Origin of the sequence: Mycobacterium sp. KBS0706, assembly GCF_005938675.2 — a bacterium.
Classification (GTDB): domain Bacteria; phylum Pseudomonadota; class Alphaproteobacteria; order DSM-16000; family Inquilinaceae; genus Inquilinus.
Window position 1 is genome coordinate 56,347 of sequence record NZ_VCCH02000020.1, and the last position, 23,678, is coordinate 80,024.

The following is a 23,678-nucleotide window of genomic DNA, read 5'->3' on the forward strand; positions in this document are numbered from 1 at the left end:
GCGTCCCCGCCCCTAAGGCAAGGAATTTCCATGAGCACGAAGCCCGTCTCGGATACCAGCTTCGAAACCGACGTCCTGAAGGCCTCGGGTCCCGTCCTGGTGGACTTCTGGGCCGAATGGTGCGGCCCCTGCAAGATGATCGGCCCCTCGCTGGAGGAGATCTCCGCCGAGCTGGGCGGCAAGGTCAGCGTGGTCAAGCTGAACATCGACGAGAACCCGATGACGCCGCCGAAATACGGCGTCCGCGGCATCCCGACCCTGATGCTGTTCAAGGACGGCCAGGTCGCCGCCACCAAGATCGGCGCGGTGCCGAAGAAGAGCCTGCAGGACTGGGTCGAGAGCAACCTCTGATCCAGCTGCGATCGTGACGGAAAGCCCTGCTTCGGCGGGGCTTTTTCATGGCGTTGCGGCCGGTGGCCGCTTGGCCCGGCGGCCTTCCGCCACCAGCCACAGGGCGAAGCGCTCCGCCGCGGGATGGCTTGCCAACGCGGGCCTGAGGCAGGTGAAGCGGGTCGCCAGGGGCCTGAAGCCCCATGGCGCGATCAGCCGGCCGGTCTCGATGTCGGTCTGCGCGAAGGCCCAGGCGGTGACCGCGATCCCGAGGCCTGCCGCCGCCGCCTCGATCATGTAGGAATTGTGCTCGAACGACCGCTCGGCCCGTGGCGGGGGCAGCTCGACGCCCGCATCCGCGGCCCATCGGGCCCAGCCACCCGCGAAGGTCTCGCTGTGCAGCCGCGGCAGGAACAGAGCCGCCTTACGGTCCGCCGCGCCTGACAGGGCGGAAGACAGCACCGGACCATAGGCGTGATCGAGGAAGGGCGTCGCCGTCATGCCGGGCGGCGCCGCGCCCCGGTGCAGCCGGATCGCCGCCTGGACGGCGCCGAAGCTTGCCGCCCCCCCATCCTCGAGGATCCGGACCTGGATTCCGGGATTGGCGTCGATGAAGCCGGCGAGGCGCGGGATCAGCCATTTCATGGCGAAGGTGCCCGGCGAGGAGACGACGAGCTCCTCCCCCGCCCCGGCCCCGGGCAGCCCCGCCGCGATCCGGTCGAACGCCGCGGCCAGACTGGCGGCGAGCTCGCGTCCCGCCGGCGTGAGGACCAGATCGTGCCGCGGCCCTGCCAGAAGCTTCGCGCCGAGCTGCTGTTCCAGCGCCTTGATCTGGCGGCTGACGGCGCCGTGGGTGACGCAGAGCTCGTCGGCCGCGCGCACCATCGAGCCGGCGCGAGCGAAGGCCTCGAAGGCCTGCAGGCCCTTCAGCGAAGGAAGCCGACGCCTCATCCTGTGACTCCAGCTCACATCCCCGACCGGCTTAGTCGATTGCCCGGGAAAGGCCAAGGCCCGATCAAGCAAGGGTCATTCAACCGGAGTCATGCCATGGCCAGTTTTGCCCAGCGCTTCGCCGATCTTTCCGCCAGCCGGTCGCCACTCTGCCTCGGCCTGGACCCGTCGGAGGAGCTGTTCCGGACCTGGGGGCTGGCCAATGACATCGCCGGCCTGCGCCGGTTCTGCCGGACGACGCTGGAGGCGGCGGGCGAACTGGTCGCCGTGATCAAGCCCCAGACCGGCTTCTTCGAGCGCTTCGGGGCCGCGGGCATGGCCGAGCTCGCCGCGACGGTCGCGCAGATCCAGGCCCAAGGGGCGCTGTGCCTGATCGACGCCAAGCGCGGCGACCTGGCCGGAACCATGGCGGGCTACGCGGCCGCGATGCTCGGGGCCGGATCCGGCTTCGGCGGCGACGCCGTGACCGTCAGCGCCTTTCTCGGGTTCGACGCGCTGCGTCCCGTGTTCGACCGCGCCGTGGCGACGGGGACGGGCGTGTTCGTCGTGGTGCAGCCCTCGAACCCGGAGGGCCGCGCGCTGCAGCAGGCCCGCCATCCCGACGGCCGCACCGTGTCGGAGGCCCTGGCCGACGAGATCAGCGCCTTCAACGCGGCCCGGGGACCCGGCGTCGGCGTGCTGGGTGCCGTGGTCGGCGCGACGACCGATCCGGCGGCCATCCTCGACCGCCTGCAGCAATCCCTGATCCTGGCGCCCGGGATCGGCCCGCAGGGCGCGGAGATGGCCGAGTTGGGGACGAAGTTTCGGTCCGCGCGCGGGCGGGTCCTGCCTGTGGTGTCCCGCGCCGTCCTCGGCCAGGGGCCGAGCTCCACGGCGCTGCGCGACTCGATCCTGCGCTACCGTGAGGCCGCCTGGCCGGCCTGAACGCGGCCCTGCTACTCCACCTTCTCGCCCGGATAGGCGCCCCAGAACGCCGCCCGGCGCATCCAGCCGCGATAGCCCTTGAGGTCGACATAGCACCAGTCGGCCTGCGCCCCGTCGCCCGGGCAGCGCAGCAGCGAGCCGATCACGCCGGGCTCGGCCTTCGCCATCAGGCCGGAGCCCTCGCTCGGCTCGTTGTAGATCGGCTGGTCCTCCTTGCCGGTGACCACCAGGCTGCGCCGGCGGGTCAGCAGGGCCTGGTGCACCCAGCCCTCGATCCCCTCCCAGTCGCGCACCCGGCGCCAGGTGTCGAACTCCGCGATCACCTCGACCGGCAGGCCCTTCTTGCTGACCACCCATTCGACCGGATAGCGCTCGCCCGGCCCGGTGCGGAGATTGACCTCGTCCGACCGCAGCGACACGAATCGCGGCACCGGCTGGCCGCTGCCGGCGGCTTGGGCAGCCAGCGGCACGGCCACGACGAGGAGGAGGGCGGCGAAGAGGCGGTGCATGGGGCTCCGGCTGGCGGCGGTCGATGCCGACACAAGAATCCCGGTCGCCGCCGCCGTCAAGTGCGTCCGTAGCGGCGCATGATCTCCGGCAGGCGCTCGATCGGCAAGGCGTGGCTGACCCGGCCGTTGCGGCCGGCCGTGGTCTCGGCAGCGCAGAGCGAGTTCCAGATCGCCTCCTCCGTCGCCTCGACCACGGCCGCCATCAGCGGCTGCAGCGCGAAATCGGGCAGCATGCGCAGGTTCTCGAAGGGCAGTGCCCGGCTGGTGTCGGTGGCCTGCCCGAGATCGTTGCCGGTGGAGAAGGCGATGAACACGTCGCCGCTGCCCGGCCAGCCCAGGCCGCCGCAGCGGGCCAGGCCCAGGCCGGCCCGCTGGGCCAGCCGCTTCAGCTGGTGCGGGAACAGCGGCGCATCGGTGGCGACCACGACCAGGATCGAGCCTTCGACCCGGCGCTGGGCGAAGCAGCTGGGCACGTCGGTGACCGGGATCTCGCGCCCGACCGGCACGCCGTCGAGCAGCAGCCGGTCGCGGTCGCCGTAATTGGTCTGCACCAGGATGCCGACGGTCCAGCTGTCGCCGCCCTGGGCGACGATGCGGGAGGCAGTGCCGGTGCCGGCCTTGAACTCATGCGCGTTGGTGCCGGTGCCGCCGCCGGCGCAGCCCTCGGCCACCGGGTCGGCGGTGGCGCGGCGCAGCGCCTCCAGCGCGTGGTGCGGCCGCACCACGAAATGCTCGCTCTCGGACAGCCAGCCGTCATAGGTCTCGGACACCAGCGGCATCTTGAAGTCGGCACCAGTCGCCAGCGTCACCTCGGCGTCGACCATGCCCTCATGCACGGCGCCGATCGAGAAGGTGCCGGTCAGGGACAGCGGACCGCAGAGCAGGCCGAACTCGTTGATCCAGGTCAGGCCGGTGACCTCGCTGTTGCCGTTCAGCACATGGCCGGCGGCGAACAGGTTGCGGCGCCAGATCTCGCCGTCCTGCGGCACGATCGCGGTGATGCCGGTGCGAATGACATGCGGCGCCTCCTCGACCAGGGTGACCTGGCCGACCAGCACGCCGGGAACATCGGTGATGCCGTTCTTCGGGCCGGGCGGCAGCGTACCGATCGACAGCCCCAGATCCCGCAGCCTCGCGCGCGCCATCCCACCCTCGCCGTAACGCCGGAGTTTCGCCCCCATGCCTGGGTAGCAAGCCGGGCCGGGCCGATCTACGCCCCGATTGGGGTGGATAGGCACAAGAAAATGGGCCGACCCGATGGCCGGCCCGAGTTGAACAGGGAGGTTCATGCACGATGCGGACGTGCATCCCTAGAACCCCTTGCCTGGGGGGAGGTTCCCACCCCCTTGAAAAATTTTGCCTGACGTGTCAGCGCCGTTGAAATTTGCCTATCCTGTAAGCGAGACAGGCCCCGGCGTCACCCGAGCGCGGCGTCGAACAGGGCCTCGTAATCCGCCCGCGACACCGACCGGGCGTTGCTGGCGGTGGAGTGGTCGACCACGGCGCCGGCGACCGCGCGGTCGCGATGCGCCTCGGTGACGCCCATCTCGCGCAGGCTCTTCGGCAGGCCGAGCCGTGCATTGAGATCCTCGATCGCGGCGGCGAGGTCGGCCTCCTCCGCCAGGCCCATGGCGCGGGCCAGCCGGGGATATTTCTCCGCCGCCGCCGGGGCGTTGAAGCGCAGCACCGCCGGCAGGATCACGGCGTTCAGCGTGCCGTGATGCAGCACAGGGGCCGGAATGGCGCCCAGCGCATGCGACAGGCCGTGCACCGCGCCCAGCCCCTTCTGGAAGGTCAGCCCGCCCTCCAGCGCCGCCATCATCATCTCGGCTCGCGCCTCGCGGTCGCTGCCGTCGGCCACCGCCCGCGGCAGGAAGCGCATGGCGCGTTCGGCGCCGTCCAGCGCGATGGCGTCGGCCGGCGGGTTGTGGCGCGGCGACAGGAAGGTCTCGATGCAATGGGTCAGCGCGTCCATGCCGGTCGCGGCGGTCAGCAGCGGCGGCAGGCCGAGCGTCAGCTCGGGGTCGCAGATGGCGCGGGCCGGGATCAGGTGTCCGCTGATCAGCGCCAGCTTGCGGCCGTCGCGCAGGGTGATCAGGGCGGCGCGGCCGACCTCGCTGCCGGTGCCGGCGGTGGTCGGCACGGCGATCAGCGGCGCCACCGGGCCGATGCGGCCGGCGCCGCCCTCGATCAGCGCGTATTCGGCCAGCTGCCCGGCATGGGTGGCGCGCAGGCCCACCGCCTTGGCCAGGTCCATGGCCGAGCCACCGCCGAGTGCGAGCAGCCCGTCGCAGGCGGCGTGCTTGTAGGCCGCGAAGGCCTTGTCGACTGCGGCCTCGGTCGGGTTGCCCGGCGTCTCGGCGAACACCGCGTGCTCTGCCGGCAGCATGCGCCGCACCCGGTCGAGCAGCGGCAGCCGGGCGATGCCCTGGTCGGTGACCAGCAGCGGCTTGCGGATGCCGAGCTCGGCCAGCTCCTGCGGCAGCAGCTCGACCGCGCCCGACCCGAAGCGGGTGGTGGTCAGATAGGTGATGGTGTCGGCCATCGGTGCGGTCCTTTTGCGGCGTCGGTGGAAAGCCTAGAGGATGCCGCCCGGCATCGGAAGCCGGCGCAAAGGCTTTGCGCGGCGGCGCGCGATACGCAAACCGATCGACCCCGGCCGGCGATATGCTGCCGCGGCAACGACCCGGGATCCGCCATGACCGCCCCTGTCCTCGACTATGCCCGCCTGCTGGACCGGCTGCAGCGCCTGGGGGCGGTCGGACGCGGCCCGTCCGGCGGGCCGACCCGGCTGGCGCTGACCGACTCCGACCGCAAGGGCCGCGACCTGCTGGCGGGATGGATGCGCGAGGCCGGGCTGGAGGTGCGCGTCGATCGCATCGGCAACATCTTCGGCCTGTGGCCCGCCCCCGGCGACGCCGACCCGGTGATGATCGGGTCGCATATCGACACGGTGATCGACGCCGGCATCTATGACGGCTGCTATGGTGTTCTGGCAGGGCTGGCGGTGGTCGAGGCGCTGCGGGCCGCCGGCGCTGCGCCGGCGCGGCCGATCGCGGTCGCCGCCTTCACCAATGAGGAGGGCGTGCGGTTCCAGCCCGACATGATGGGGTCGCTGGTCCATGCCGGCGGGCTGGAGCTCGGCGCCGCCCTGGCCGCGGTCGGCACCGACGGCGCCGTGCTGGGCGAGGAGCTGGCGCGGATCGGCTATGCCGGCAATCTCGAACCCGGATCAATCCGCCCGGCCTGCTATCTGGAGCTGCATATCGAGCAAGGCCCGGTGCTGGAGGCCGAGGGGCTGGCCATCGGCGCCGTCGATTCGCTGCAGGGCATCTCCTGGCAGCGCGTCACCATCACCGGCGCGGCCAACCATGCCGGCACCACGCCGATCACGGCCCGCCGCGACGCCGGCCTGGCCGCCGCCCGGGTGATCGCCCATCTGCGCGACCGGGTGGCCGGAGCCAATGCCGGCACTCTGGCCACGGTCGGGTCGCTGCGGCTGGAGCCGGACGCGATCAACGTGATCCCGTCCCGGGCGGTGTTCACCGTCGACCTGCGCGACCCGGACGAGGAACGGCTGCAGGCCGCCGAAGCCGCGCTGGCCGACTGTCTCGAAACGCTAGCGGCGGCCGAGGGCGTCGAGGTCGCGACCGAGCGGCTGGCCCGGTTCAGCCCGGTCCGGTTCGACCCGGAGCTGGTGCGGCTGGTCGCCGAGGCGGCGGAGCGGCGCGGCCATGGCTGGCGGCGCATCACCTCCGGCGCCGGCCATGACGCCCAGATGATCGCCCGGATCGCGCCGTCGGCGATGATCTTCGTGCCCAGCTGCGGCGGCATCAGCCACAACCCGGCGGAGTTCACCGCGCCCGAGCAGCTGGCTGCCGGCGCCGAGGTGCTGCTGGACGTGGTGGCCGGGCTGGTGGGAGCGTAAGGACGACGCTCGGCGTCCCTAGCTTCCTTCCCGCAATCCCCATCCTGTCATGCCCGGGCTTGACCCGGGCATCCATGCCGATGCCGCTCCGGGTGGCCCCTGGATTGCCGGGTCAAGCCCGGCAATGACAGGAAAGGATTGGCCTTACCCCGAGGCTTACGCCCGGATCAACGTCCCGATGCCGCCTTCGGTGAAGACCTCGAGCAGCACGGCGTGCGGCACCCGGCCGTCCATGATCACCGCGCCCTCGACCCCCTGCTCGACCGCCGAGATGCAGGTCTCGAGCTTCGGGATCATGCCGCCGGAGATGGTGCCGTCGGTCATCAGCTCGCGCGCCCGGGCCAGCGGCAGCTCCTGGATCAAGGTCTTCTCCTTGTCCAGCACGCCGGCGACGTCGGTCAGCAGGAAGAAGCGGGTGGCGTTCAGCGCCGCGGCGATGGCCCCGGCCGCGGTGTCGGCGTTGATGTTGTAGCTCTCGCCGCGCGGGCCGACGCCGATCGGCGCGATCACCGGGATGAAGTCGCTGTCCTCGAACGCCTCGAGGATCTCCGGGTTCACCGCCGCCGGCTCACCGACGAAGCCGAGGTCGAGGATGCGCTCGATGTTGCTGTCTGGGTCGCGCTTGGTGCGCTGCAGCTTGCGGGCCGAGATCAGGCCGCCATCCTTGCCGGAGACGCCGACCGCCTTGCCGCCGACCGACTGGATGGCCGAGACGATCTGCTTGTTGATGTTGCCGGACAGCACCATCTCGACCACGTCAACGGTGTTGCGGTCGGTGACACGCAGCCCGTCGATGAATTCCGACTTGATCTGCAGCCGCTCCAGCATGGCGCCGATCTGCGGCCCGCCGCCATGGACCACGACCGGGTTGATGCCGACCTGCTTCAGCAGCACGACGTCGCGGGCGAAGCTCTCGGTCAGCGAATCGTCGCCCATGGCGTTGCCGCCGTATTTGATGACGAAGGTAGCGCCGGCGTAGCGGCGCATGAACGGCAGAGCCTCGACCAGGGTCTGGGCCTTGTCGAGCGAGGCGGCGGGCAGCTTGGGCGGGGCGGCGAAGGGCTTGGTCATCGGGCTCGATTCCTGCGAGCGGTTGCCGGCGCCCCTCTCATGCCCCAGCGCGCAGCCGCGATCAACCGCGGTCAGCCGTTCTTGGCGATCTCGGTGAGGAAGGCGCGCAGCTCGGGGATGCCCTCGCCGCTGTCGCTGCTGGTCAGGAACACCCGCGGGAAAGCGGCCGGGTGGCGCTTCAGCACCATCTCGACCTCCGGGATCCGGCGCTCGCGCTCGCCCTTGCCGACCTTGTCCATCTTGGTCAGCACCACCTGGGTGGCCACCGCGGTGTCGTCGAGCAGCTTCAGGATCTCGGCGTCGGACTCCTTGATGCCGTGCCGGCCGTCGACCAGCACCAGAGCCCGGCGCAGCGTCGCCCGGCCGCGCAGATAGGCCTTCAGCGTCTCGGTCCAGCCCTGGGACAGCGACTTCGACACCTTGGCGTAGCCGTAGCCCGGCAGGTCGACCAGCGCCAGCCGGCCGCCGAGGTCGAAGAAGTTCAGCTGCTGGGTGCGGCCCGGGGTGTGGCTGGTGCGGGCCAGGGTCTTGCGCCCGGTCAGGGCGTTGACCAGGCTGGACTTGCCGACATTGGAACGGCCGGCGAAGGCGATCTCCGGCAGCCCCGCGGGCGGCAGCCCGTCCAGTGTCGCGGCGCCCCATGTGAAGCGGCATTCCTGCGCGAACAGCAGCCGCCCCGCCTCAATCGCCTCCGGCCCGAATGCCTCCCGCTCGGCCGCCTGCGGCTCCGTCACCCCTTGCGGCCCGCCGGCTTGCGGGTGGCGCCGGTCTTCGGAGTGGTGGGGGGCTTCGACGCACCGTCGCCGCTCTTCTTGCGGGTGACCGAGGGCGGCAGGGCGACCGGCGATTCGGCGCCTTCCTCGACCCCGCCCGAGATCTTCACATGCATGCGCTTCATGATCGACCACTGCTGCAGGATCGTCAGCGTGTTGTTCCACGCCCAGTAGACCACCAGGCCGACCGGGAAATGCGCCAGCATGAAGGTGAACACGATCGGCAGCAGCATGAACACCTTGGCCTGGACCGGGTCGGCCGGCGCCGGGTTCAGCTTCTGCTGCAGGAACATGGTGAAGCCCATGATGATCGGCGCGGCGCCGATCATCAGCATCGCCGGCGGCGACCACGGGATCAGGCCGAACAGGTTGAACACCGTGGTCGGGTCGGGCGCCGACAGGTCGTGCATCCAGCCGAAGAACGGCGCGTGCCGCATCTCGATGGTGACCAGCAGCACCTTGTAGAGGGCGAAGAACACCGGGATCTGGATGATGATCGGCAGGCAGCCGGCGGCCGGGTTGACCTTCTCGCGCTTGTACAGCGCCATCAGCTCCTGCTGCTGCTTGGCCTTGTCGTCGGCAAAGCGCTCGCGCAGCTTCACCATCTCCGGCTGCAGCGCCTTCATCTTCGCCATCGAGCGGTAGGACTTGTCCGCCAGCGGGTAGAACAGCAGCTTCAGCGCCAGGGTGAAGATCAGGATCGCGACGCCGAAATTGCCGACGACGCTGTGGATCCAGGCCAGGATCTTGAAGAACGGCTTGGTCAGGAACCAGAACCAGCCGAAATCGATGGCGAAGTCGAACTTGGTGATGTGCAGCGTGTCGGCATAGCTGCTGATCAGGTCGACCTCCTTGGCACCGGCGAACAGCCGGCCGGTCGATTCCATGGTCTGGCCCGGCGCCACCGTCACGGCGTCGGCCTGGTAGGTCGCGAGATAGCGGCCCTCGCCGTCCGACTGGTGCAGGAACTGGGTGTCGACCTTGACCGACTGGTCCGGGATCAGCGCCGCCAGCCAGTATTTGTCGGTGAAGCCCAGCCAGCCGCCGGTGGTGGTGTTCTTGACCGCCTTGTCGTCCTGGATGTCTTTGTAGGTCTTCTCCTCCAGCGTGCCGTTGAACACGCCGTAAGGCCCCTCATGCAGCACGTAGTAGCCCTGGGTCACCGGCGTGCCGAAGCGCAGCACCCGGCCGTAGGGCGCCAGTTGCACCGGCTTGTCGGTGTTGTTCACGACGCTCTGGACCACCGTGAACATGTAGTTGGCGTCGATCGAAATGGTGCGCTTGAACACCAGCCCCTGGCCGTTATCCCAGGTCAGCGTCACCGGCGCGTCCGCGGTCAGCGTCTCGCGGTCGGCGGTCCACACCGTGCTGGCGCCCGGCACCACGACCGAGGTGTCGGCCGGGGCCCAGCCGTAATCCGCATAATAGGCCGAGGGGCCGCCCAGCGGCGTCAGCAGCACGATCTCGGGACTGTTCGGATCGACCGTCTCGCGGTAGTCGCGCAGGGTGACGTCGTCGATCCTGCCGCCGGTCAGGTTGATCGAGCCGTGCACGCGCGGCGCCTCGATCTTGACCCGCTGGCTCTGGGCCAGGGCCTGGGCGCGGTCCATCGGCGCCTGGGCCGCGCCGCCGACCGTGGTCGGGGCCTGGGGCGAGGCCGTCGAGGTGGTGGCGGCGGGGGCGGTGGTCTGCTGCTGACCCGACGGGGTGGTGGGCTTCGCCGTCGGGAACAGGAACTGGAAGCCGAGAAGGATGGCCAGCGAAAGGGCGATCGCCAGGATCAGGTTCTTCTGGTCGGTCATCGCATCAGGGCTCCGGTCCCGGCCTCTGCCCTTTAATCTGGCCGGCCGGTCAGTCGAATACGATCAGTTGTCGGTGTGCCGGGCCGCACCGCCGCAGCAGGCGTCACGACCGGGTTCACCGGCAGTCAGGGTCTCGGGCACGGGGTCATACCCCGACCCACCCCAGGGGTGGCAACGCGCGATGCGCCGCAGGGCCAGCCAGCCCCCGGCGATCGCACCGTGCCGCTCAATAGCCTCGATCGCGTATGCGGAGCAAGTGGGCGCGAACCGGCATTGGCGTCCGATCAGCGCCGACAGGCTGTAGCGGTAGCCGATCACCAGGGCGCGCAGACCATGGGCCAGCGGGCTCATGCCGCGGCCCCGCCCGCCTCCGCCACCAGACGCACGGCGTCCAGCTTCTGCAGCGCGCGGTCGAGATCGGCAACGAGATCGGCGAAGGGCCGGCGGACGGTCTCGCCACGGGCGATCAGCACCAGGTCGAGGCCCGGCGCTGCCCGGCGGCCCAGCACCTCGGCGGCGGCGGCGCGCAGGCGGCGGCGCGCCCGGTTGCGGGCGACCGAGTTGCCGACCTTGCGGCTGGCGGTGTAGCCGACGCGGAGGTCGCAGCCGGCCGTCGCCTCGGCGTCGGTCCCGGCCTGGTCCCAGCGGCGCAGTTGCACGATCACGCCCGGCTGCGCCCATTTGCGGCGCGTGCCGGCCACGGCCAAAAACTCGGCCCGCTTCTTCAGCCGGCCGAGGCGGATCAGGGAAGGATCGTCAAGGCGGACGCGCATCCGGTCACCCCGGCCGCGAGTGCCGGATTACGCGGAGAGGCGCTTCCGGCCCTTGGCGCGACGATTGGACAGCACGCGGCGGCCGCCGACGGTGGCCATGCGGGCGCGGAAACCATGGCGGCGCGCACGCACCAGCTTGCTGGGCTGAAAGGTTCTCTTCACGATCGGAACTCCGGATAGGCTCTACTGCGCCCTTCCGGACGCAAAACGGTCGCGGGTTATAGGCACGACCGGCGCCCGAGTCAATCGATCCGCCCGCGGATTCGGTGCGGGGATGCGCTCGACGCGGATCTTCCGGTAGATTGGGCGCCATGACATGGAATCCGACGAACACGCTGAAATTCGCCGGCCCGCGGCTGCAGCCCGGGCTCGACCTCATCACCCGGCTGCCGGATATCGAGGCGCGGCGCATCGTCGACCTCGGCTGCGGCACTGGCGCCCTGGCGGCGCAGCTGTCCGAGCGCTGGCCGCGCGCGACGGTCACCGGTTTGGACCGCGATCGCAACGCCCTGCGCGAGGCGCGAGCAACCCATCCGGACCTGGAGTGGGTCGAGGGCGATATCGCCGACTGGGCCCCGGCGGAGCCGGTCGACGTGATCTTCTCCAACGCCGCGCTGCAATGGCTGGAGGGGCATGACGCGCTGGTGCCGCGCCTGCTGTCCTTCCTGGCCCCCGGCGGCGTGCTTGCGGTGCAGATGCCGCGCAACTTCGATGCGCCGAGCCATGTGCTGATGCGGGCTCTGGCCTCGGAGTCGCCCTGGTCCGGCCGGATCCCGCTGCGCCGCCCGCCGGTCGGCACCCCGGCCGCCTATTACGACCTGCTGGCGCCGCGCACCGCCGCGCTCGACATCTGGGAGACCGAATACCTGCATGTGCTGAAGGGCGACAACCCGGTGCTGCACTGGGTGCGCGGCACGGCGCTGCTGCCGGTGATGGCGGCGCTGTCGGGGCCGGAGCTCGACGCGTTCATCGCCACCTATTCGGCCCGGCTGGCCCAGGCCTATCCGCCGCAGCCGGACGGCAGCACCCTGTTCCCCTTCCGCCGCCTGCTGCTGCTGGCCCGGGTGGGGGCTTGAGGGAGAATTCGGTTATCGCCGTCCTCAAGGCTCTCGAACACCCTCGCAGCCGGCGGCCTTCGCGGCCTTGACGAATTTGCGGTCGAAGGTCGCAAAGCCTTCGCAATGCGCGGATCGGCCGAGATGGAGCGCGTCGGCAAAATCCATTCCCTTCTCGGCAAGATCGAGGGTGGCGGCGACGATGGCTCCGTCCTCGACCGTTACCGTGGGAAGGCCAGCGAACGCCCGCAGCGCGTGCGCAATATCCGCTGGGCGATAGCCGTAGGTGCTGCGCAGCACCCATTCGACTTCGAGCATGACCGTGACCGAGGCGAAGACCGGCTCGCCATCGATCAGCTTACGGGCGCGGGCAGCCTGGCCGGGATGGTCGCCGGTCAGGTAGCGGACGATCAGATTGGTATCAATCGCGAGCATGCCGCCGCCTGGCCTCGGCGAGCACCCCTGCGTCCATCTCCTCCAGCGACTTCGGCTTGCCGCTATGGGGAAGCGACCCGAACACGTCCTCGGGCCGAGTCTCGGGGAAGGTCGGGACGGACCGCAACAGCACGCCTTCGGGCGTTTCCTCGACCAGCAGCCGCGTTCCCGGCCGCCACTCGCGCCGCTGGCGGATGGCGCTGGGCAGGATTACCTGCCCCTTGGTGGAAACGGTGGTCGTGAGCTGATCCGCGCCGGCCATCACACCCTCATCCCGGAAAAGTAAGACGATCGTAAGATAGAGACTGGTGGCTCCGACTTCAAGCTGCCGCGCGCCTCCGGCCGCTCCCGCTTTGACCTCCGCCGGGATCAGCGCGAGACTGTCGGCGGGTGGCGTCCGACCGAGTCGGCATGGCTGCAGATCTTCCACGCAAGTCACGGACAGACCACGATGACGACGCAATCGCTCCTGACATCCCTGTTCCAATACAAGGCCTGGGCGAATGACCGGCTGCTGACAGCCATGGCCGCCCTCAATGGCGAGACCCTCCAGACGGAACGGCACGCGGCCATCCTCATCCTCAATCACGCCCACATCGTCGACCGCATCTTCGCCGCCAACCTGCAGCGGATCGAACACGGACACAGCGACAACGAACCCGACCATGCTCCGGCGCTGGACGAGCTGTCTGCCTCCGTCCGGGACACCGACCGCTGGTATGTCGACTACGCCGCGCGGCTGAGCCCGGACGAGCTCGCGGAGGTGATCGCCTTCACCTTCACCGACGGCGCGCCTGGGCGGATGTCGCGCGAGGAGATGCTGGCCCATGTGATCGCCCATGGCGGCTATCACCGCGGCCAGGCGGGCCAGATCCTGTCGCAGATGCCGATCGCGCTGCGGCGCGAGAGCGTGTTCCGCGACACCTTCACCAGCTATCTCCACCGGCCCGACGCGGCGGCCCTGGCGTGACGGAGGTCGGGCTCGCCCGCGACGAGCCCGACCGTCCTCTCACTCCCCCGGCGGCTTGTACCAGGCGTCGAGGGTCTCCTGCACCTTGGCGCCGGCCTGCTCGGCGGTCATCGAGCCGTTCAGCACCTGGGCCGAGACGTTCCAGATCGCCTGGTCGACATTGGGCTTGCCGCGCGACAGGATCTGGTGCGCCAGGCGGATGTTGCCGCCGCACTTGTCCTTCCAGCCCTGGAATTCCGCCGCCAGCGGGTCCTTCAGCTCGACCTTGTGGGTCGACAGGGTGAAGAAGCCCGGCAGCGCGTTGGTGTAGAGCGTCGCGAACTCGGCCGAGGCCACCCATTCCAGGAAGGCGCGCGCCGCCTCCGGATGCTTGCTGTGGGCGTTCATGCCGAAGCCGAGATCGGTGTGGTTCGAGATGAAGCACGGGTCGCCCGCCTTCGCCACCGGCGGCGGGAAGGCGCCGAGCGGGAAGTCCGCCTGGGCCTCGAACAGCGGGATCTCCCATGATCCGGCCGGGTAGATCGCGGCACGGCCGAGGGTGAACAGGTTCTGGCTGTCCGGGTAGGACTGCGCCTCATAGCCGTCGGCCAGATAGGGCTTCCACTTCGCCAGCTCGGCCCAGGCGGCGACATAGGGCGCGTCGGTGAACTTGGCGGTGCCGGCGATCAGCGCCTTGCGGCCGGGGTCGCCCTGCCAGTGGTTCGGGCCGATGTTCTGGAAGCCCATGGTCGCGGCCTCCCACTGGTCGGCGCTGCCGATCGACAGCGGGATCTCGCCCGCGGCCTTGATCTTGTCGAGCAGGGCGAAGAACTCGGCCTCGGTCTGCGGCGGGGTCAGGCCGAGCTTGTCGAAGATCTGCTTGTTGTAGATGAAGCCGCCGATCACCGAGCCGACCGGCACGCAATAGGTGGTCTTGCCGTCATCCGTGCTCCAGGCCGTCCGCGATGCCTCCGGGAAGGCGTCGATGCCCTTGAGGTCGTTGACCGGCGCCAGATGGCCCTTCTGGAACAAGGCCAGCGAGGCGTCGAAGGCGCGGCAGGCGACGATGTCGCCGGCGACCCCGCCCTCCATCTTGGCGTTCAGCGCGGCGTTGTACTCGGTCGGCGCCGAGGGCGCGAAGTTCAGCTTGATCCCCGGATGCGCCGACTCGAAGGCCGGGATGATCTTGTCCTGCCAGATCTTGAGGTCGTCGTTGCGCCAGCTCTCGATCGTCAGGGTGACGTCCTCGGCGCGGGCCGTGCCGGCCAGCGCGGCGAGCGCCGCGCCCATCAGCAGGGCGCGGGTCAGGATGGTGGTCATTGTCTCGGGCCTCCCCTTTTGGCTGGTCTAGACCAGCGGGAGCGGCCCGGATTGTCAACCCCGCCGGTCAGTCCAGTTGCAGGACGATTCCCTTCAGATACGCGCTCTCCGGCAGCAGCGGATGCACTGGATGGTCCGGCCCGGCACCGGACTGGCGTAGGATCCGGCCCATCCGCCCGGCATCGACCAGGCCGCGCGCCACCTGCTCGGCGAACAGCGCCGGGTCGACGTGATGGCTGCAGGAAAAGGCGCAGAGGAAGCCGCCGCGCTCGGTGATCCGCGCCGCGAGGCGGGCCAGCTTGGCATAGCCCCGCGCGCCGGCGGCGAGGTCCTTCTTCGACTTGACGAAGGCCGGCGGGTCGACCACCACCACCGGCCAGCGCTCGCCCTCGGCGCCGCGGCGCTCCAGCTCGGCGAAGGCTTCGCCGCGGGCCGTCGCGACCCGGTCGGCGACGCCGTTGGCGGCCGCGGCCTTCGCCGCCAGCTCCAGCGACGGGGCCGAGCGGTCGACCAGCGTCACCGCCTCGGCGCCGGCCAGCGCCGCCTGGATGCCGAAGCCGCCGGTATGGGTGTAGACGTCGAGCAGCCGCCGGCCGCGGGCCAGCTTCGCCACGAAGGCGCGGTTGTCGCGCTGGTCGAAGAACCAGCCGGTCTTCTGGCCGCCGAGCGGGTCGGCCTCGAAGCTCGCGCCGTTCTCCTCCACCGCGACCGGGCCGTCGAGGGTGCCGCGGGCGACACGCACCTCCTCCGCCAGCCCTTCCAGGCCGCGCACGGCGCTGTCGTTGCGCAGCACGATGGCGCGGGGCTGCAGCAGATCCTCCAGCGCATCGCAGAGCGACGCCTCCAGCCGATCCATCAGCGCCGTGTTGCTCTGCAGCACCAGCACGTCGCCGTAGCGGTCGATGATCAATCCCGGCAGCCCGTCGGCCTCGGCATGGACCAGGCGGTAGAAGGGCCGGTCGAACAGCGTGTCACGCAGCGCCAGCGCCGCGGCCAGGCGCCGGCGCAGGAAACCAGTGTCGATCGCCGTGTCCGGGCTGCGGTCGAGCATGCGCACCGCGATCAGCGCGTGCCGGTTGAAACCGCCGATACCGAGAGATTTGCCGCTGGCCGCCTCGACCCGCACCGGGGCGCCGAGCGGCACCTCGCGCAGCTCCGGCGTCATGGCGATCTCATTCGAGAAGATCCAGGGATGGCCGGCGGCGACGCGCTTGTCGCGGCCGGGCTGCAGGCGGATGAGCGGCAGGTCGGTCATGGCGGCGGAGCATAGGGTGGTGGCCGCAGGACGGGAACCACGATCGGCGTTGACGCCGCACCGGCCCGTCTAGTCTGCTGGCCGTGCCGCCGCAGCAGAGACCCCCATGACCATACGCCCAGGCCCGCACAATTCCATTACCGACATCGCCGGTCTGCTGGTCGGCCAGGCCGAAGACATGGCCGTGCGCACCGGCGTGACCGTGCTGCTGCCCGAGATCCACTGCACCGCTGCCGTGGATGTCCGCGGCGGCGCCCCCGGCACCCGCGACACCGATGCCCTCGACCCGACCTGCCTGGTCGAGGCGATCGACGCCGTCGTGCTGTCCGGCGGGTCGGTGCATGGGCTGGAGGCTGCGTCGGGCGTCGTCGCCTGGCTCGCCGCGCGCGGCCGCGGTCATCCGGTGGGCAACGTCCGGGTGCCGATCGTGCCGGCCGCAATCCTGTTCGACCTGACCAATGGCGGCGACAAGGGCTGGGGCGACACCCCGCCCTATCGCGCCCTGGCGCTGGCCGCCTGCGACGCCGCCGGCACCTGGGTGCGCCAGGGCAATGCCGGGGCCGGCACCGGGGCCAAGACCGCGACCTGCAAGGGCGGGCTGGGCACCGCCTCGGCGGTAGATCCCGAGATCGGCGCCACCATCGGCGCGCTGGTCGCCGCCAACCCGGTCGGCGCCGTGACCATGCCGGACGGCACCTTCTGGGCCTGGCCCTGGGAGCAGGAGGGCGAGTTCGGCGGCCCGCACCGCCCGACCGGCCCCGCAGGACCGGAGCCGGTGCTGTTCCGCCATCCCGCCGCGGCCGAACCGGCCGCCGGCGGCAACACCACGATCGGCATCGTGGCGGTCGACGCCGCCCTGACCAAGGTCGAGGCGCAGCGGCTGGCGATCATGGCCCAGGACGGCCTGGCCCGCGCCATCCGCCCGGTGCACACGCCGATGGACGGCGACACCATCTTCGCCCTGGCCACCGGCGCCGTGCCGTTGCCGGAGCCGCGAGCCGTGGCCCTGGCCCGGATCGGCGCCATCGCCGCCGACTGCGTCGCCCGCGCCATCGCCCGGGGCGTCTGGCATGCCGAAACGCTGGACCAGCACCAGGGCTGGCGGGAGAAATACAGCAAGCCTTGAACCCGCCCCGGCGGCGCTGCCATCATTCGCCGCGAACGCGAAGGGCCGGGGGATTCGGTCCACCGGCACAGGGAGAATGCGATGGGGATCAGGGGCATGCTCGCAGCCGCCATGCTGGCGGCCGGGCTGATCGCAACGCCGGCGCTGGCCGCCAAGGACCAGGCCGTGATCGGCATGGTGCTGGAGCCGCCGAACCTGGACCCGACCGGCGGCGCCGCCGCGGCCATCGCCGAGGTGGTCTATGCCAACCTGTTCGAGGGCCTGACCCGGATCGATGAGAACGGCCAGGTGCAGCCGGGGCTGGCCACCGAATGGAAGGTGTCCGACGACGGGCTGACCTACACCTTCACCCTGCGCCGCGGCACCACCTTCCATGACGGCACCAAATTCGACAGCGAGGCGGTGAAGTTCTCGCTGGACCGCGCCCGCGCCGCCGATTCGACCAATCCGCAGAAGGTCTTCTTCGAGCCGATCCAGTCGGTCGACACCCCGGCGGCGGACCAGGTGGTGATCACCCTGTCGCATCCGGACGGGCTGTTCCTGTTCCATCTCGGCCAGGCGGCGGCGCTGATCGTGGCGCCGAACTCCGCCGCCGACAACGGCACCCACCCGATCGGCACCGGCCCGTTCAAATTCGTCGAATGGGTGCCGGGCGACCATGTCACGCTCGATCGCACCGACGCCTATGCCGGCGAGAAGCCGAAGCTGAACCGGCTGATCTTCCGCTTCGTCGCCGACCCGGCGGCGGCCTCGGCCGCGGTGATGTCGGGCGACATCGACGCCTTCCCGAACATGCCGGCGCCCGAGACGCTGGACCAGTTCAAGGCCGATCCGCGCTTCGCGGTCGAGATCGGCACCACCGCCGGCGAGACCGTGATGGCGGTGAACCAGCGCCGCAAGCCGTTCGGCGACGTCAAGGTGCGGCGGGCGCTGGCCATGGCGATCGACCGCCAGGCGCTGATCGACGGCGCGATGTTCGGCTACGGCACCCCGATCGGCAGCCATTTCGCCCCCTATGAGGCCGCCTACAAGGACCTGACCGGCGCCTATCCCTACGACCCGGCCAAGGCCAAGGCGCTGCTGGCCGAGGCCGGCTATCCGGACGGCTTCAAGGCGACCCTGAAGCTGCCCCCGCCCGGCTATGCCCGCCGCAGCGGCGAGATCATCCAGGCGCAGCTGGCCGAGATCGGAGTCCAGGTCGAGCTGGTGCCGGTGGAATGGGCGCAGTGGCTGGAGCAGGTGTTCAAGGGCTTCGACTACGACATGACCATCGTCGCCCACACCGAGGCGCTGGACATCGACATCTACGCCCGCGGCAAGGACAAGTACTATTTCGGCTACGACAACCCGGCCTTCGACCAGGTGATCCAGCAGCTGAACAGCACGGTGGACCCGGAGCAGCGCAAGGCCCTGTACCAGCAGGCGCAGCAGATCCTGTCCGATGACGAGGCGGCGGTGTTCCTGTTTCAGCTGCCCAAGACCGGCGTGCGCAACGCCAAGCTGATGGGGATGTGGAAGAACAGCCCGATCGCCGCCAACGACATGACCAAGGCCTATTGGGCGGAATGAGGGGAAGCCGGCGCAGATCGAGTCCCCCCTCCCCTCGCGGGCTATCGGATTCACACATCTTTGAAGTGAGCTTTTTTAAGTCCCCCCTCCCCTTGCGGGAGGGGGGCAGGAGGAGGGGTCTGCGCGCGTCCGCGCGCGGATGGGCAGGGCACCGAATTCGCCGTCCGTGCCGGTTTGCGACAGTCTGGGCCGGCTCGATCCGAGAGAACCCCCTCCCCCTACCTCCCTCCCGCAAGGGGAGGGGGGACTCAAAAGAGACGACGCGTGAGTGCCGTAGCCCTTACGGAGGGGGGACTAGGAAGGGTTGCTCTCTCTCTGCGGCCCGGAGCGCCTGATGCTCGGCTTCCTGGGGCGGCGGGTGGTGACGCTGCTGTTCACGCTGTTCGCCGCCTCGGTCGTGGTGTTCACCGTGCTCGAGGTGTTGCCCGGCGACCCGGCGCTCCTGATGCTGGGCACCGAGGCGCGCGAGGACACGCTGGCGGCGCTGCGCAGCCAGATGGGCCTCGACCGGCCGGCGCCGGTCCGCTACCTAGACTGGGTCGGCGGCGCCCTGACCGGCGATTTCGGCACCAGCTACACCTACAAGATGCCGGTGGCGAAGCTGGTCGGCGACCGGCTGGCGGTGACCGCCCCGCTGGCGCTGCTGGCCCTGCTGCTGTCGACCACGCTGGCCATCCCGCTCGGCATGCTGGCCGCGGTGAAGCACAACCGGGTCGGCGACTGGGGGGTGATGGGGTTCAGCCAGCTCGGCCTCGCCGTGCCCAGCTTCTGGGTCGGCATCATGCTGATCTGGCTGTTCGCGCTGCAGCTCGGCTGGTTCGGCGCCGGCGGTTTCCCCGGCTGGTCCGCCGGCTGGGGCGCGGCGCTGCAGGCGCTGGTTCTGCCGGCCGCAGCCCTGGCCCTGACCGAGGCGGCGATCCTGGCCCGCATCGTCCGCTCGGCGATGCTGGAGACGATGCGCGAGGACTATGTCCGCACCGCCCGGGCCAAGGGGCTGAGCCGGGGCGAGGTGCTGCGCCGCCACGTGCTGCGCAACGCCCTGATCCCGGTCGCCACCATCATCGGGCTGCAGTTCGGCTTCCTGATGGCCGGCGCGGTGGTGGTGGAGAACGTGTTCACCCTGCCCGGGCTGGGCCGCCTGGCCTTCCAGGCCATCGCCCAGCGCGACCTGATCGTGGTCAAGGACGTCGTGGTGCTGCTGGCCGCCATCGTCGTCACCGTCAACTTCCTGGTCGATGTGGTCTATGCCGTGATCGACCCGCGGCCGAAGCAGGCGGGGTGACGATGCTCCGGCTGCTCGCCCATCGCGGCTTCGCCCTCGGCCTGATCCTGTGCCTTGTGTTCATCGGCATGGCGGTGGTCAGCCTGGTCTGGACGCCCTTTCCGCCGAACGCCATCTCGATCCCCCAGAAGCTGCAGGGGCCGGGCGCACTGCACTGGCTGGGCACCGACCAGCTGGGGCGGGACACGCTGTCGCGCATCATGGTCGGCGCCCGCACCTCGGTCGCGGTCGGGGTGGTCGCGGTCGTGATCGGCCTCGTCATCGGCGTGCCGCTCGGCCTGTGGGCCGCGGCCCGGCGCGGTTGGACCGACGAGATCCTGGGCCGCGCCATCGACCTGACCTTCGCCTTCCCGGCGATCCTCAGCGCCATCCTGATCACCGCCCTGCTGGGCCCTGGCGCGGTCAACGCCATCCTGGCGATCGGCATCTTCAACATCGCCGTCTTCGCCCGGGTGTCGCGCGGCGCCGCCCTGGTGGTCTATGGCCGCGACTTCGTCCGCGCCGCCCAGTCGCTGGGCCGGTCGCGGCTGGACATCGCGCTGCGCCACGTGCTGCCGAACATGGCCAACGCCCTGATCGTGCAGGCGACGATCCAGTTCGCAATCGCCATCCTGGCGGAGGCGGCCTTGGGCTATCTCGGCCTCGGCACCCAGCCGCCGCAGGCCAGCTGGGGCAAGATGCTGCTGGACGCGCAGACGCTGCTGGCCCAGGCGCCGTTGCAGGCGGTGTTCCCGGGGCTGGCCATCGCCGTGGCGGTGCTGGGCCTGAACCTGATCGGCGACGGCCTGCGCGACCTGTTGGACCCGCGGATGAAGGTCGGCCGGATCGGCTGACGCAAAAACCTTGCGTGCAGGCGCGATCATCGCGCGCACCTCCCGCAGGCGGGCGGATAGGGTCACGGCACCTCCACCCACGCCGGGACCCGACCATGCAGCTGCTGTACCAGACCCATTCCCCCTACGCCCGCAAGGTGCTGGTGATGGCGCATGAGGCTGGCCTGGCCGGCCGGATCGAGGTGATCCATCACGAGACCAGCCCGACCCGGCGCAACGAGGCGGTGTTCGCCGCCAACCCGCTGGGCAAGGTGCCGGTGCTGATCTGCGAAGACGGGCTGGCGCTGTTCGACAGCGTGGCGATCTGCGACCATCTGGACGGGCTGCATGACGGGCCGAAGCTGATCCCGCCCGCCGGCCGGGCGCGCGCCCTGGCCCTGCGGCTGCAGGCCCTGGCCCAGGGGTTGGCCGATGCCGGCATCGCCCTGCGCTGGGAGACGGAACGGCGGCCAGAGGCGCTGCGCTACCCGGCCCTGGCCGAGGGCCAGGCGGCGAAGCTGCAGGCGGGCTACGACTTCATCGAGCGCGAGGTCGATCTCGACGGCCCGGTCGAGCTGGGCCAGATCGCCCTGGCCACGGCGCTGAGCTGGCTGGAGTTCCGCGGCCTGCCGGAGTTCCGCCCCGGCCGGCCGCGCCTGTCCGCCTGGTTCGACGCCTTCAGCCGCCGCCCGTCGATGCTGGCGACGCCGCTGTCAGGCGAGACCCACGACTAGGCCACCACGAGGTCCGTCGGCGCCAGGGTCAGCGGCTCGCAGCCGGTGTCGGTGACCAGCACGGTCTGGCCCGAGGTCATGGCCAGGCCGCGGTCGCTGTCGTAGAGGATGATGTGGATGAAGAACACCATCCCGGGCGCCGCCAGCGTCGGGTTGCCGTGGAAGAACATCGACAGGCTGGGCGAGTCCATCCAGTTCGGCGCGAAGGTGGTGCCGAGCGAATAGCCGCAGGCATTCAGCCGGGCGTGGCGCAGGCCGGCGGCATCGGCCACCCTTGCGTGGGCGTCGAACACGTCGCCGAGCGGGTGGCCCGGCTTCAGCGCCGCCTTCGCCGCCTCCAGCGCGTCGACCGCCGCCCGGTGCATCGCCCGATGCTCCGGCGAGGCCTTGCCGACCAGCAGGGTCCGCATCAGGCAGGCGTGGTAGTGGCGATAGGTGCCGGCGAATTCCAGCGTCAGCTGGTCCTCGGCCGACAGGTGCCGCCGGCCGGTGAAGTAGCGGCACATCAGGGCGCCGGGGCCGGAACCGATGATGAACTCGTTGGCCGGGTCGTCGCCGCCGCCGCGCCACACCGCGCCCTGCATCGCCGCCAGGATGTCGCCCTCGAAGGCGCCGGGCCTGGTCAGCTTCACCGCCTCATCATAGGCCGCGTCGGCCAACTTCGCCGCCTCGCGGACATAGACCAGCTCGGCCGGGCTCTTGATCAGCCGGAAGCGGGAGACGAGGTCGGAGGCATCCTCGTGCTGCGCGTAGCCGTCGAGCTTGGCCTTGAGCCGGAAGCCCAGCGCAGCCGTGAGGCCGTAGGCGTCCCATTCGACGCCGACCTTGTTGCCGCGGACATCGTATTCATCAAGGATCTTCAGCAGGTCGTCCGCCGGCTCCGACCCCGCCCGATCGACCCAGACCCGGACATCCTCGATCACCGAGGTGAAGTACGCTTGGCGTTCGTCGGCGGAGCGGGTCAGCAGCGTCATCCGCCCGTCCACGCCCAGCCACAGGCACTGGAAATAGACGTAGCCGAAGGTGTCGTAGCCGGTCAGCCAGTACAGCGACTCCTGGCGGAACACCAGCAGGCCGTCGAGGCCGCGGGCGACGATCTCGGCACAGACGCGGCGGCGGCGGTCCACCAGCTCCGACGCCTCGAAATGGATCGGCATGGCGGCGCTCGCTTCAGCGTTTCTGGGCGCGGATCTCGGCGATCGGCTCGGCGTAGCGGTATTCGATGTCCCAGGGGAAGAAGATCCAGGTGTCCTGGCTGACCTCGGTGATGAAGGTGTCGACCAGCGGCCGGCCGGCCGGCTTGGCGTAGACCGTGGCGAAATGCGCCTTCGGCAGCAGGTCGCGCACCACCCGGGCGGTGCGGCCGGTGTCGACCAGGTCGTCGACGATCAGCCAGCCCTCGCCGTCACCCTCGACCGGCGCCTTCAGGATCTTGGATTCCCGCATGTCCTGGTGGTCGTAAGTCGAGACGCAGACCGTGTCGATCAGCCGGACGTCGAGCTCGCGCGCCAGGATCGCGGCCGGCACCAGCCCGCCGCGGGTGATGGCGACGATGCCCTTCCACGGCCCCAGCTCGGCCAGGCGCCAGGCCAGGGCACGGGCGTTGCGGTGCAGCTCCTCCCAGGAGACCGGGAAATCCTTCCGGAACGACGCGTGCTCGGCCATCTACGGTTCTCCAACACCCCTGGGGAATTCGCGCTTCATAGCGCAACCGGACCGGCACCGGAAGGGTGTGCCGGCCTTGATCTCGCCATGCTTGCCCGCGATTCTCCGCCCTGCAGCCCTCTGCGGCTGCGCTGCACAGAGAATCGTATGTTCCGCCTCGTCCTGACCGCCGCCCTCCTCGCCGTTGTCGCCGGCCCCGCTTTGGCCGCCGAATCCTGCGACGTGAACGCCGAATCCGCGGCCGTGGTCGCGGCCTGGGGCGCCAAGGTGCGCGACGGGTCGTTGCCCGAGGCCAAGCTGTCCGAGATCTCGGGCAAGATCCAGTCGCTGCCCTCGATCAGCGCCCAGGATCCGAACAAGGCCTGCGCCGTCCTGGCCGAGATCAAGCGCGACCTCGGCCTGTAGGGGCCTCGGC

General features: G+C 70.4%; 27 protein-coding genes. 11 read left to right on the forward strand and 16 right to left on the reverse strand.

Features of this window, described 5'->3' with window-relative positions:
• Nucleotides 1-30: 30 nt before the first annotated feature.
• Complete coding sequence (trxA, locus tag FFK22_RS13355) at nt 31-351, forward strand: thioredoxin TrxA (RefSeq protein WP_138887962.1); 321 nt, start codon at nt 31-33, stop codon at nt 349-351.
• Between the two features lie 45 nt (nt 352-396).
• Here trxA and FFK22_RS13360 read toward each other — a convergent pair whose 3' ends face one another.
• Nucleotides 397-1,281 carry a LysR substrate-binding domain-containing protein gene (locus FFK22_RS13360; RefSeq protein WP_138887963.1) on the reverse strand — a complete coding sequence of 295 codons (885 nt, stop codon included), beginning with the start codon at nt 1,279-1,281 and terminating at the stop codon, nt 397-399.
• 96 nt (nt 1,282-1,377) lie between these two features.
• On the opposite strand from FFK22_RS13360, the gene pyrF reads away from it, so the two are divergent.
• Nucleotides 1,378-2,205, forward strand: coding sequence for an orotidine-5'-phosphate decarboxylase (gene pyrF / locus FFK22_RS13365; RefSeq protein WP_138887964.1), 828 nt, complete (start codon nt 1,378-1,380; stop codon nt 2,203-2,205).
• Between the two features lie 11 nt (nt 2,206-2,216).
• Here the strand turns inward: pyrF and FFK22_RS13370 are convergent, their stop codons facing one another.
• From FFK22_RS13370 to FFK22_RS13380, 3 genes are all read right to left on the reverse strand, one after another.
• Nucleotides 2,217-2,714: an SH3 domain-containing protein gene (locus tag FFK22_RS13370; RefSeq protein ID WP_138887965.1), complete on the reverse strand. Its 498-nt coding sequence runs from the start codon at nt 2,712-2,714 to the stop codon at nt 2,217-2,219.
• A gap of 56 nt (nt 2,715-2,770) precedes the next feature.
• Nucleotides 2,771-3,859, reverse strand: coding sequence for a P1 family peptidase (locus FFK22_RS13375; protein ID WP_138887966.1), 1,089 nt, complete (start codon nt 3,857-3,859; stop codon nt 2,771-2,773).
• Nucleotides 3,860-4,131: 272 nt separating this feature from the next.
• Nucleotides 4,132-5,259: an iron-containing alcohol dehydrogenase gene (locus FFK22_RS13380; protein ID WP_138887967.1), complete on the reverse strand. Its 1,128-nt coding sequence runs from the start codon at nt 5,257-5,259 to the stop codon at nt 4,132-4,134.
• Between the two features lie 153 nt (nt 5,260-5,412).
• Between FFK22_RS13380 and FFK22_RS13385 the strand changes: the two genes are divergently transcribed.
• Nucleotides 5,413-6,642, forward strand: a complete 1,230-nt coding sequence (locus tag FFK22_RS13385; RefSeq protein ID WP_138887968.1) for a Zn-dependent hydrolase — start codon at nt 5,413-5,415, stop codon at nt 6,640-6,642.
• Between the two features lie 156 nt (nt 6,643-6,798).
• Here FFK22_RS13385 and argB read toward each other — a convergent pair whose 3' ends face one another.
• From argB to rpmH, 6 genes are all read right to left on the reverse strand, one after another.
• Complete coding sequence (gene argB / locus FFK22_RS13390; protein WP_138887969.1) at nt 6,799-7,713, reverse strand: acetylglutamate kinase; 915 nt, start codon at nt 7,711-7,713, stop codon at nt 6,799-6,801.
• Between the two features lie 71 nt (nt 7,714-7,784).
• Nucleotides 7,785-8,447 carry a ribosome biogenesis GTP-binding protein YihA/YsxC gene (gene yihA, locus FFK22_RS13395; RefSeq protein ID WP_138887970.1) on the reverse strand — a complete coding sequence of 221 codons (663 nt, stop codon included), beginning with the start codon at nt 8,445-8,447 and terminating at the stop codon, nt 7,785-7,787.
• Nucleotides 8,444-10,288 carry a membrane protein insertase YidC gene (gene yidC, locus FFK22_RS13400; protein WP_138887971.1) on the reverse strand — a complete coding sequence of 615 codons (1,845 nt, stop codon included), beginning with the start codon at nt 10,286-10,288 and terminating at the stop codon, nt 8,444-8,446. The genes yihA and yidC overlap by 4 nt, the downstream gene beginning before the upstream one ends.
• Nucleotides 10,289-10,351: 63 nt before the next feature.
• Nucleotides 10,352-10,639 (reverse strand): membrane protein insertion efficiency factor YidD, encoded by a 288-nt coding sequence (yidD, locus tag FFK22_RS13405; protein WP_138887972.1) that lies wholly within the window; start codon nt 10,637-10,639, stop codon nt 10,352-10,354.
• Nucleotides 10,636-11,061, reverse strand: coding sequence for a ribonuclease P protein component (gene rnpA, locus FFK22_RS13410; protein WP_138887973.1), 426 nt, complete (start codon nt 11,059-11,061; stop codon nt 10,636-10,638). Before rnpA ends, yidD begins: the two co-directional genes overlap by 4 nt.
• Before the next feature lie 27 nt (nt 11,062-11,088).
• The gene (gene rpmH, locus FFK22_RS13415; RefSeq protein WP_138887974.1) at nt 11,089-11,223 is read right to left on the reverse strand and encodes a 50S ribosomal protein L34; all 135 of its coding nucleotides are present in this window, start codon (nt 11,221-11,223) and stop codon (nt 11,089-11,091) included.
• A 149-nt stretch (nt 11,224-11,372) separates the two neighbouring features.
• Between rpmH and FFK22_RS13420 the strand changes: the two genes are divergently transcribed.
• Nucleotides 11,373-12,137 carry a methyltransferase domain-containing protein gene (locus FFK22_RS13420; protein WP_138887975.1) on the forward strand — a complete coding sequence of 255 codons (765 nt, stop codon included), beginning with the start codon at nt 11,373-11,375 and terminating at the stop codon, nt 12,135-12,137.
• A gap of 24 nt (nt 12,138-12,161) precedes the next feature.
• On the opposite strand, the gene FFK22_RS13425 is transcribed toward FFK22_RS13420, so the two are convergent.
• Together FFK22_RS13425 and FFK22_RS13430 are read right to left on the reverse strand one after the other, a co-directional pair.
• Nucleotides 12,162-12,551 carry a type II toxin-antitoxin system VapC family toxin gene (locus FFK22_RS13425; protein ID WP_138887976.1) on the reverse strand — a complete coding sequence of 130 codons (390 nt, stop codon included), beginning with the start codon at nt 12,549-12,551 and terminating at the stop codon, nt 12,162-12,164.
• Entirely contained in the window at nt 12,538-12,813 is a 276-nt protein-coding gene (locus FFK22_RS13430) for an AbrB/MazE/SpoVT family DNA-binding domain-containing protein (RefSeq protein WP_138887977.1), read from the reverse strand. Before FFK22_RS13430 ends, FFK22_RS13425 begins: the two co-directional genes overlap by 14 nt.
• Before the next feature lie 189 nt (nt 12,814-13,002).
• Between FFK22_RS13430 and FFK22_RS13435 the strand changes: the two genes are divergently transcribed.
• A complete protein-coding gene (locus tag FFK22_RS13435; RefSeq protein WP_138887978.1) occupies nt 13,003-13,521 on the forward strand; it encodes a DinB family protein in 519 nt (172 codons plus the stop codon).
• A gap of 39 nt (nt 13,522-13,560) precedes the next feature.
• On the opposite strand, the gene FFK22_RS13440 is transcribed toward FFK22_RS13435, so the two are convergent.
• Both FFK22_RS13440 and FFK22_RS13445 read right to left on the reverse strand, forming a co-directional pair.
• The gene (locus tag FFK22_RS13440) at nt 13,561-14,820 is read right to left on the reverse strand and encodes an ABC transporter substrate-binding protein (protein ID WP_138887979.1); all 1,260 of its coding nucleotides are present in this window, start codon (nt 14,818-14,820) and stop codon (nt 13,561-13,563) included.
• A gap of 67 nt (nt 14,821-14,887) precedes the next feature.
• The gene (locus FFK22_RS13445; RefSeq protein WP_138887980.1) at nt 14,888-16,075 is read right to left on the reverse strand and encodes a class I SAM-dependent rRNA methyltransferase; all 1,188 of its coding nucleotides are present in this window, start codon (nt 16,073-16,075) and stop codon (nt 14,888-14,890) included.
• Nucleotides 16,076-16,181: 106 nt separating this feature from the next.
• On the opposite strand from FFK22_RS13445, the gene FFK22_RS13450 reads away from it, so the two are divergent.
• The 5 genes from FFK22_RS13450 (at nt 16,182) to FFK22_RS13470 (ending at nt 21,598) form a co-directional block, all read left to right on the forward strand.
• The gene (locus FFK22_RS13450; RefSeq protein ID WP_138887981.1) at nt 16,182-17,201 is read left to right on the forward strand and encodes a P1 family peptidase; all 1,020 of its coding nucleotides are present in this window, start codon (nt 16,182-16,184) and stop codon (nt 17,199-17,201) included.
• 96 nt (nt 17,202-17,297) lie between these two features.
• The gene (locus FFK22_RS13455) at nt 17,298-18,770 is read left to right on the forward strand and encodes an ABC transporter substrate-binding protein (RefSeq protein ID WP_221938573.1); all 1,473 of its coding nucleotides are present in this window, start codon (nt 17,298-17,300) and stop codon (nt 18,768-18,770) included.
• 334 nt (nt 18,771-19,104) lie between these two features.
• Complete coding sequence (locus FFK22_RS13460) at nt 19,105-20,052, forward strand: ABC transporter permease (RefSeq protein WP_138887983.1); 948 nt, start codon at nt 19,105-19,107, stop codon at nt 20,050-20,052.
• Nucleotides 20,053-20,054: 2 nt separating this feature from the next.
• Nucleotides 20,055-20,885 carry an ABC transporter permease gene (locus FFK22_RS13465; RefSeq protein ID WP_138887984.1) on the forward strand — a complete coding sequence of 277 codons (831 nt, stop codon included), beginning with the start codon at nt 20,055-20,057 and terminating at the stop codon, nt 20,883-20,885.
• A gap of 95 nt (nt 20,886-20,980) precedes the next feature.
• Nucleotides 20,981-21,598: a glutathione S-transferase gene (locus FFK22_RS13470; protein WP_138887985.1), complete on the forward strand. Its 618-nt coding sequence runs from the start codon at nt 20,981-20,983 to the stop codon at nt 21,596-21,598.
• Here FFK22_RS13470 and FFK22_RS13475 read toward each other — a convergent pair.
• Together FFK22_RS13475 and gpt are read right to left on the reverse strand one after the other, a co-directional pair.
• On the reverse strand, nt 21,595-22,755 hold the full coding sequence (locus tag FFK22_RS13475) for a Xaa-Pro peptidase family protein (protein WP_138887986.1): 1,161 nt from the start codon (nt 22,753-22,755) through the stop codon (nt 21,595-21,597). The two genes, FFK22_RS13470 and FFK22_RS13475, sit on opposite strands and share 4 nt — an antisense overlap.
• A gap of 13 nt (nt 22,756-22,768) precedes the next feature.
• On the reverse strand, nt 22,769-23,263 hold the full coding sequence (gpt, locus tag FFK22_RS13480) for a xanthine phosphoribosyltransferase (protein WP_138887987.1): 495 nt from the start codon (nt 23,261-23,263) through the stop codon (nt 22,769-22,771).
• A gap of 147 nt (nt 23,264-23,410) precedes the next feature.
• Here gpt and FFK22_RS13485 point away from each other — a divergent pair, with 147 nt between their 5' ends.
• A complete protein-coding gene (locus FFK22_RS13485; protein ID WP_138887988.1) occupies nt 23,411-23,668 on the forward strand; it encodes a hypothetical protein in 258 nt (85 codons plus the stop codon).
• The last annotated feature ends 10 nt before the right edge of the window (nt 23,669-23,678 follow it).

Coding starts and splice junctions, on each gene's coding strand:
- trxA (WP_138887962.1), top strand. CDS start 31: ATGAGCACGAAGCCCGTCTCGGATACCAGCTTCGAAACCGACGTCCTG.
- FFK22_RS13360 (WP_138887963.1), bottom strand. CDS start 1,281: ATGAGGCGTCGGCTTCCTTCGCTGAAGGGCCTGCAGGCCTTCGAGGCC.
- pyrF (WP_138887964.1), top strand. CDS start 1,378: ATGGCCAGTTTTGCCCAGCGCTTCGCCGATCTTTCCGCCAGCCGGTCG.
- FFK22_RS13370 (WP_138887965.1), bottom strand. CDS start 2,714: ATGCACCGCCTCTTCGCCGCCCTCCTCCTCGTCGTGGCCGTGCCGCTG.
- FFK22_RS13375 (WP_138887966.1), bottom strand. CDS start 3,859: ATGGCGCGCGCGAGGCTGCGGGATCTGGGGCTGTCGATCGGTACGCTG.
- FFK22_RS13380 (WP_138887967.1), bottom strand. CDS start 5,259: ATGGCCGACACCATCACCTATCTGACCACCACCCGCTTCGGGTCGGGC.
- FFK22_RS13385 (WP_138887968.1), top strand. CDS start 5,413: ATGACCGCCCCTGTCCTCGACTATGCCCGCCTGCTGGACCGGCTGCAG.
- argB (WP_138887969.1), bottom strand. CDS start 7,713: ATGACCAAGCCCTTCGCCGCCCCGCCCAAGCTGCCCGCCGCCTCGCTC.
- yidC (WP_138887971.1), bottom strand. CDS start 10,288: ATGACCGACCAGAAGAACCTGATCCTGGCGATCGCCCTTTCGCTGGCC.
- yidD (WP_138887972.1), bottom strand. CDS start 10,639: ATGAGCCCGCTGGCCCATGGTCTGCGCGCCCTGGTGATCGGCTACCGC.
- rnpA (WP_138887973.1), bottom strand. CDS start 11,061: ATGCGCGTCCGCCTTGACGATCCTTCCCTGATCCGCCTCGGCCGGCTG.
- FFK22_RS13420 (WP_138887975.1), top strand. CDS start 11,373: ATGACATGGAATCCGACGAACACGCTGAAATTCGCCGGCCCGCGGCTG.
- FFK22_RS13425 (WP_138887976.1), bottom strand. CDS start 12,551: ATGCTCGCGATTGATACCAATCTGATCGTCCGCTACCTGACCGGCGAC.
- FFK22_RS13430 (WP_138887977.1), bottom strand. CDS start 12,813: ATGGCCGGCGCGGATCAGCTCACGACCACCGTTTCCACCAAGGGGCAG.
- FFK22_RS13435 (WP_138887978.1), top strand. CDS start 13,003: ATGACGACGCAATCGCTCCTGACATCCCTGTTCCAATACAAGGCCTGG.
- FFK22_RS13440 (WP_138887979.1), bottom strand. CDS start 14,820: ATGACCACCATCCTGACCCGCGCCCTGCTGATGGGCGCGGCGCTCGCC.
- FFK22_RS13445 (WP_138887980.1), bottom strand. CDS start 16,075: ATGACCGACCTGCCGCTCATCCGCCTGCAGCCCGGCCGCGACAAGCGC.
- FFK22_RS13450 (WP_138887981.1), top strand. CDS start 16,182: ATGACCATACGCCCAGGCCCGCACAATTCCATTACCGACATCGCCGGT.
- FFK22_RS13455 (WP_221938573.1), top strand. CDS start 17,298: ATGCTCGCAGCCGCCATGCTGGCGGCCGGGCTGATCGCAACGCCGGCG.
- FFK22_RS13460 (WP_138887983.1), top strand. CDS start 19,105: ATGCTCGGCTTCCTGGGGCGGCGGGTGGTGACGCTGCTGTTCACGCTG.
- FFK22_RS13465 (WP_138887984.1), top strand. CDS start 20,055: ATGCTCCGGCTGCTCGCCCATCGCGGCTTCGCCCTCGGCCTGATCCTG.
- FFK22_RS13470 (WP_138887985.1), top strand. CDS start 20,981: ATGCAGCTGCTGTACCAGACCCATTCCCCCTACGCCCGCAAGGTGCTG.
- FFK22_RS13475 (WP_138887986.1), bottom strand. CDS start 22,755: ATGCCGATCCATTTCGAGGCGTCGGAGCTGGTGGACCGCCGCCGCCGC.
- gpt (WP_138887987.1), bottom strand. CDS start 23,263: ATGGCCGAGCACGCGTCGTTCCGGAAGGATTTCCCGGTCTCCTGGGAG.
- FFK22_RS13485 (WP_138887988.1), top strand. CDS start 23,411: ATGTTCCGCCTCGTCCTGACCGCCGCCCTCCTCGCCGTTGTCGCCGGC.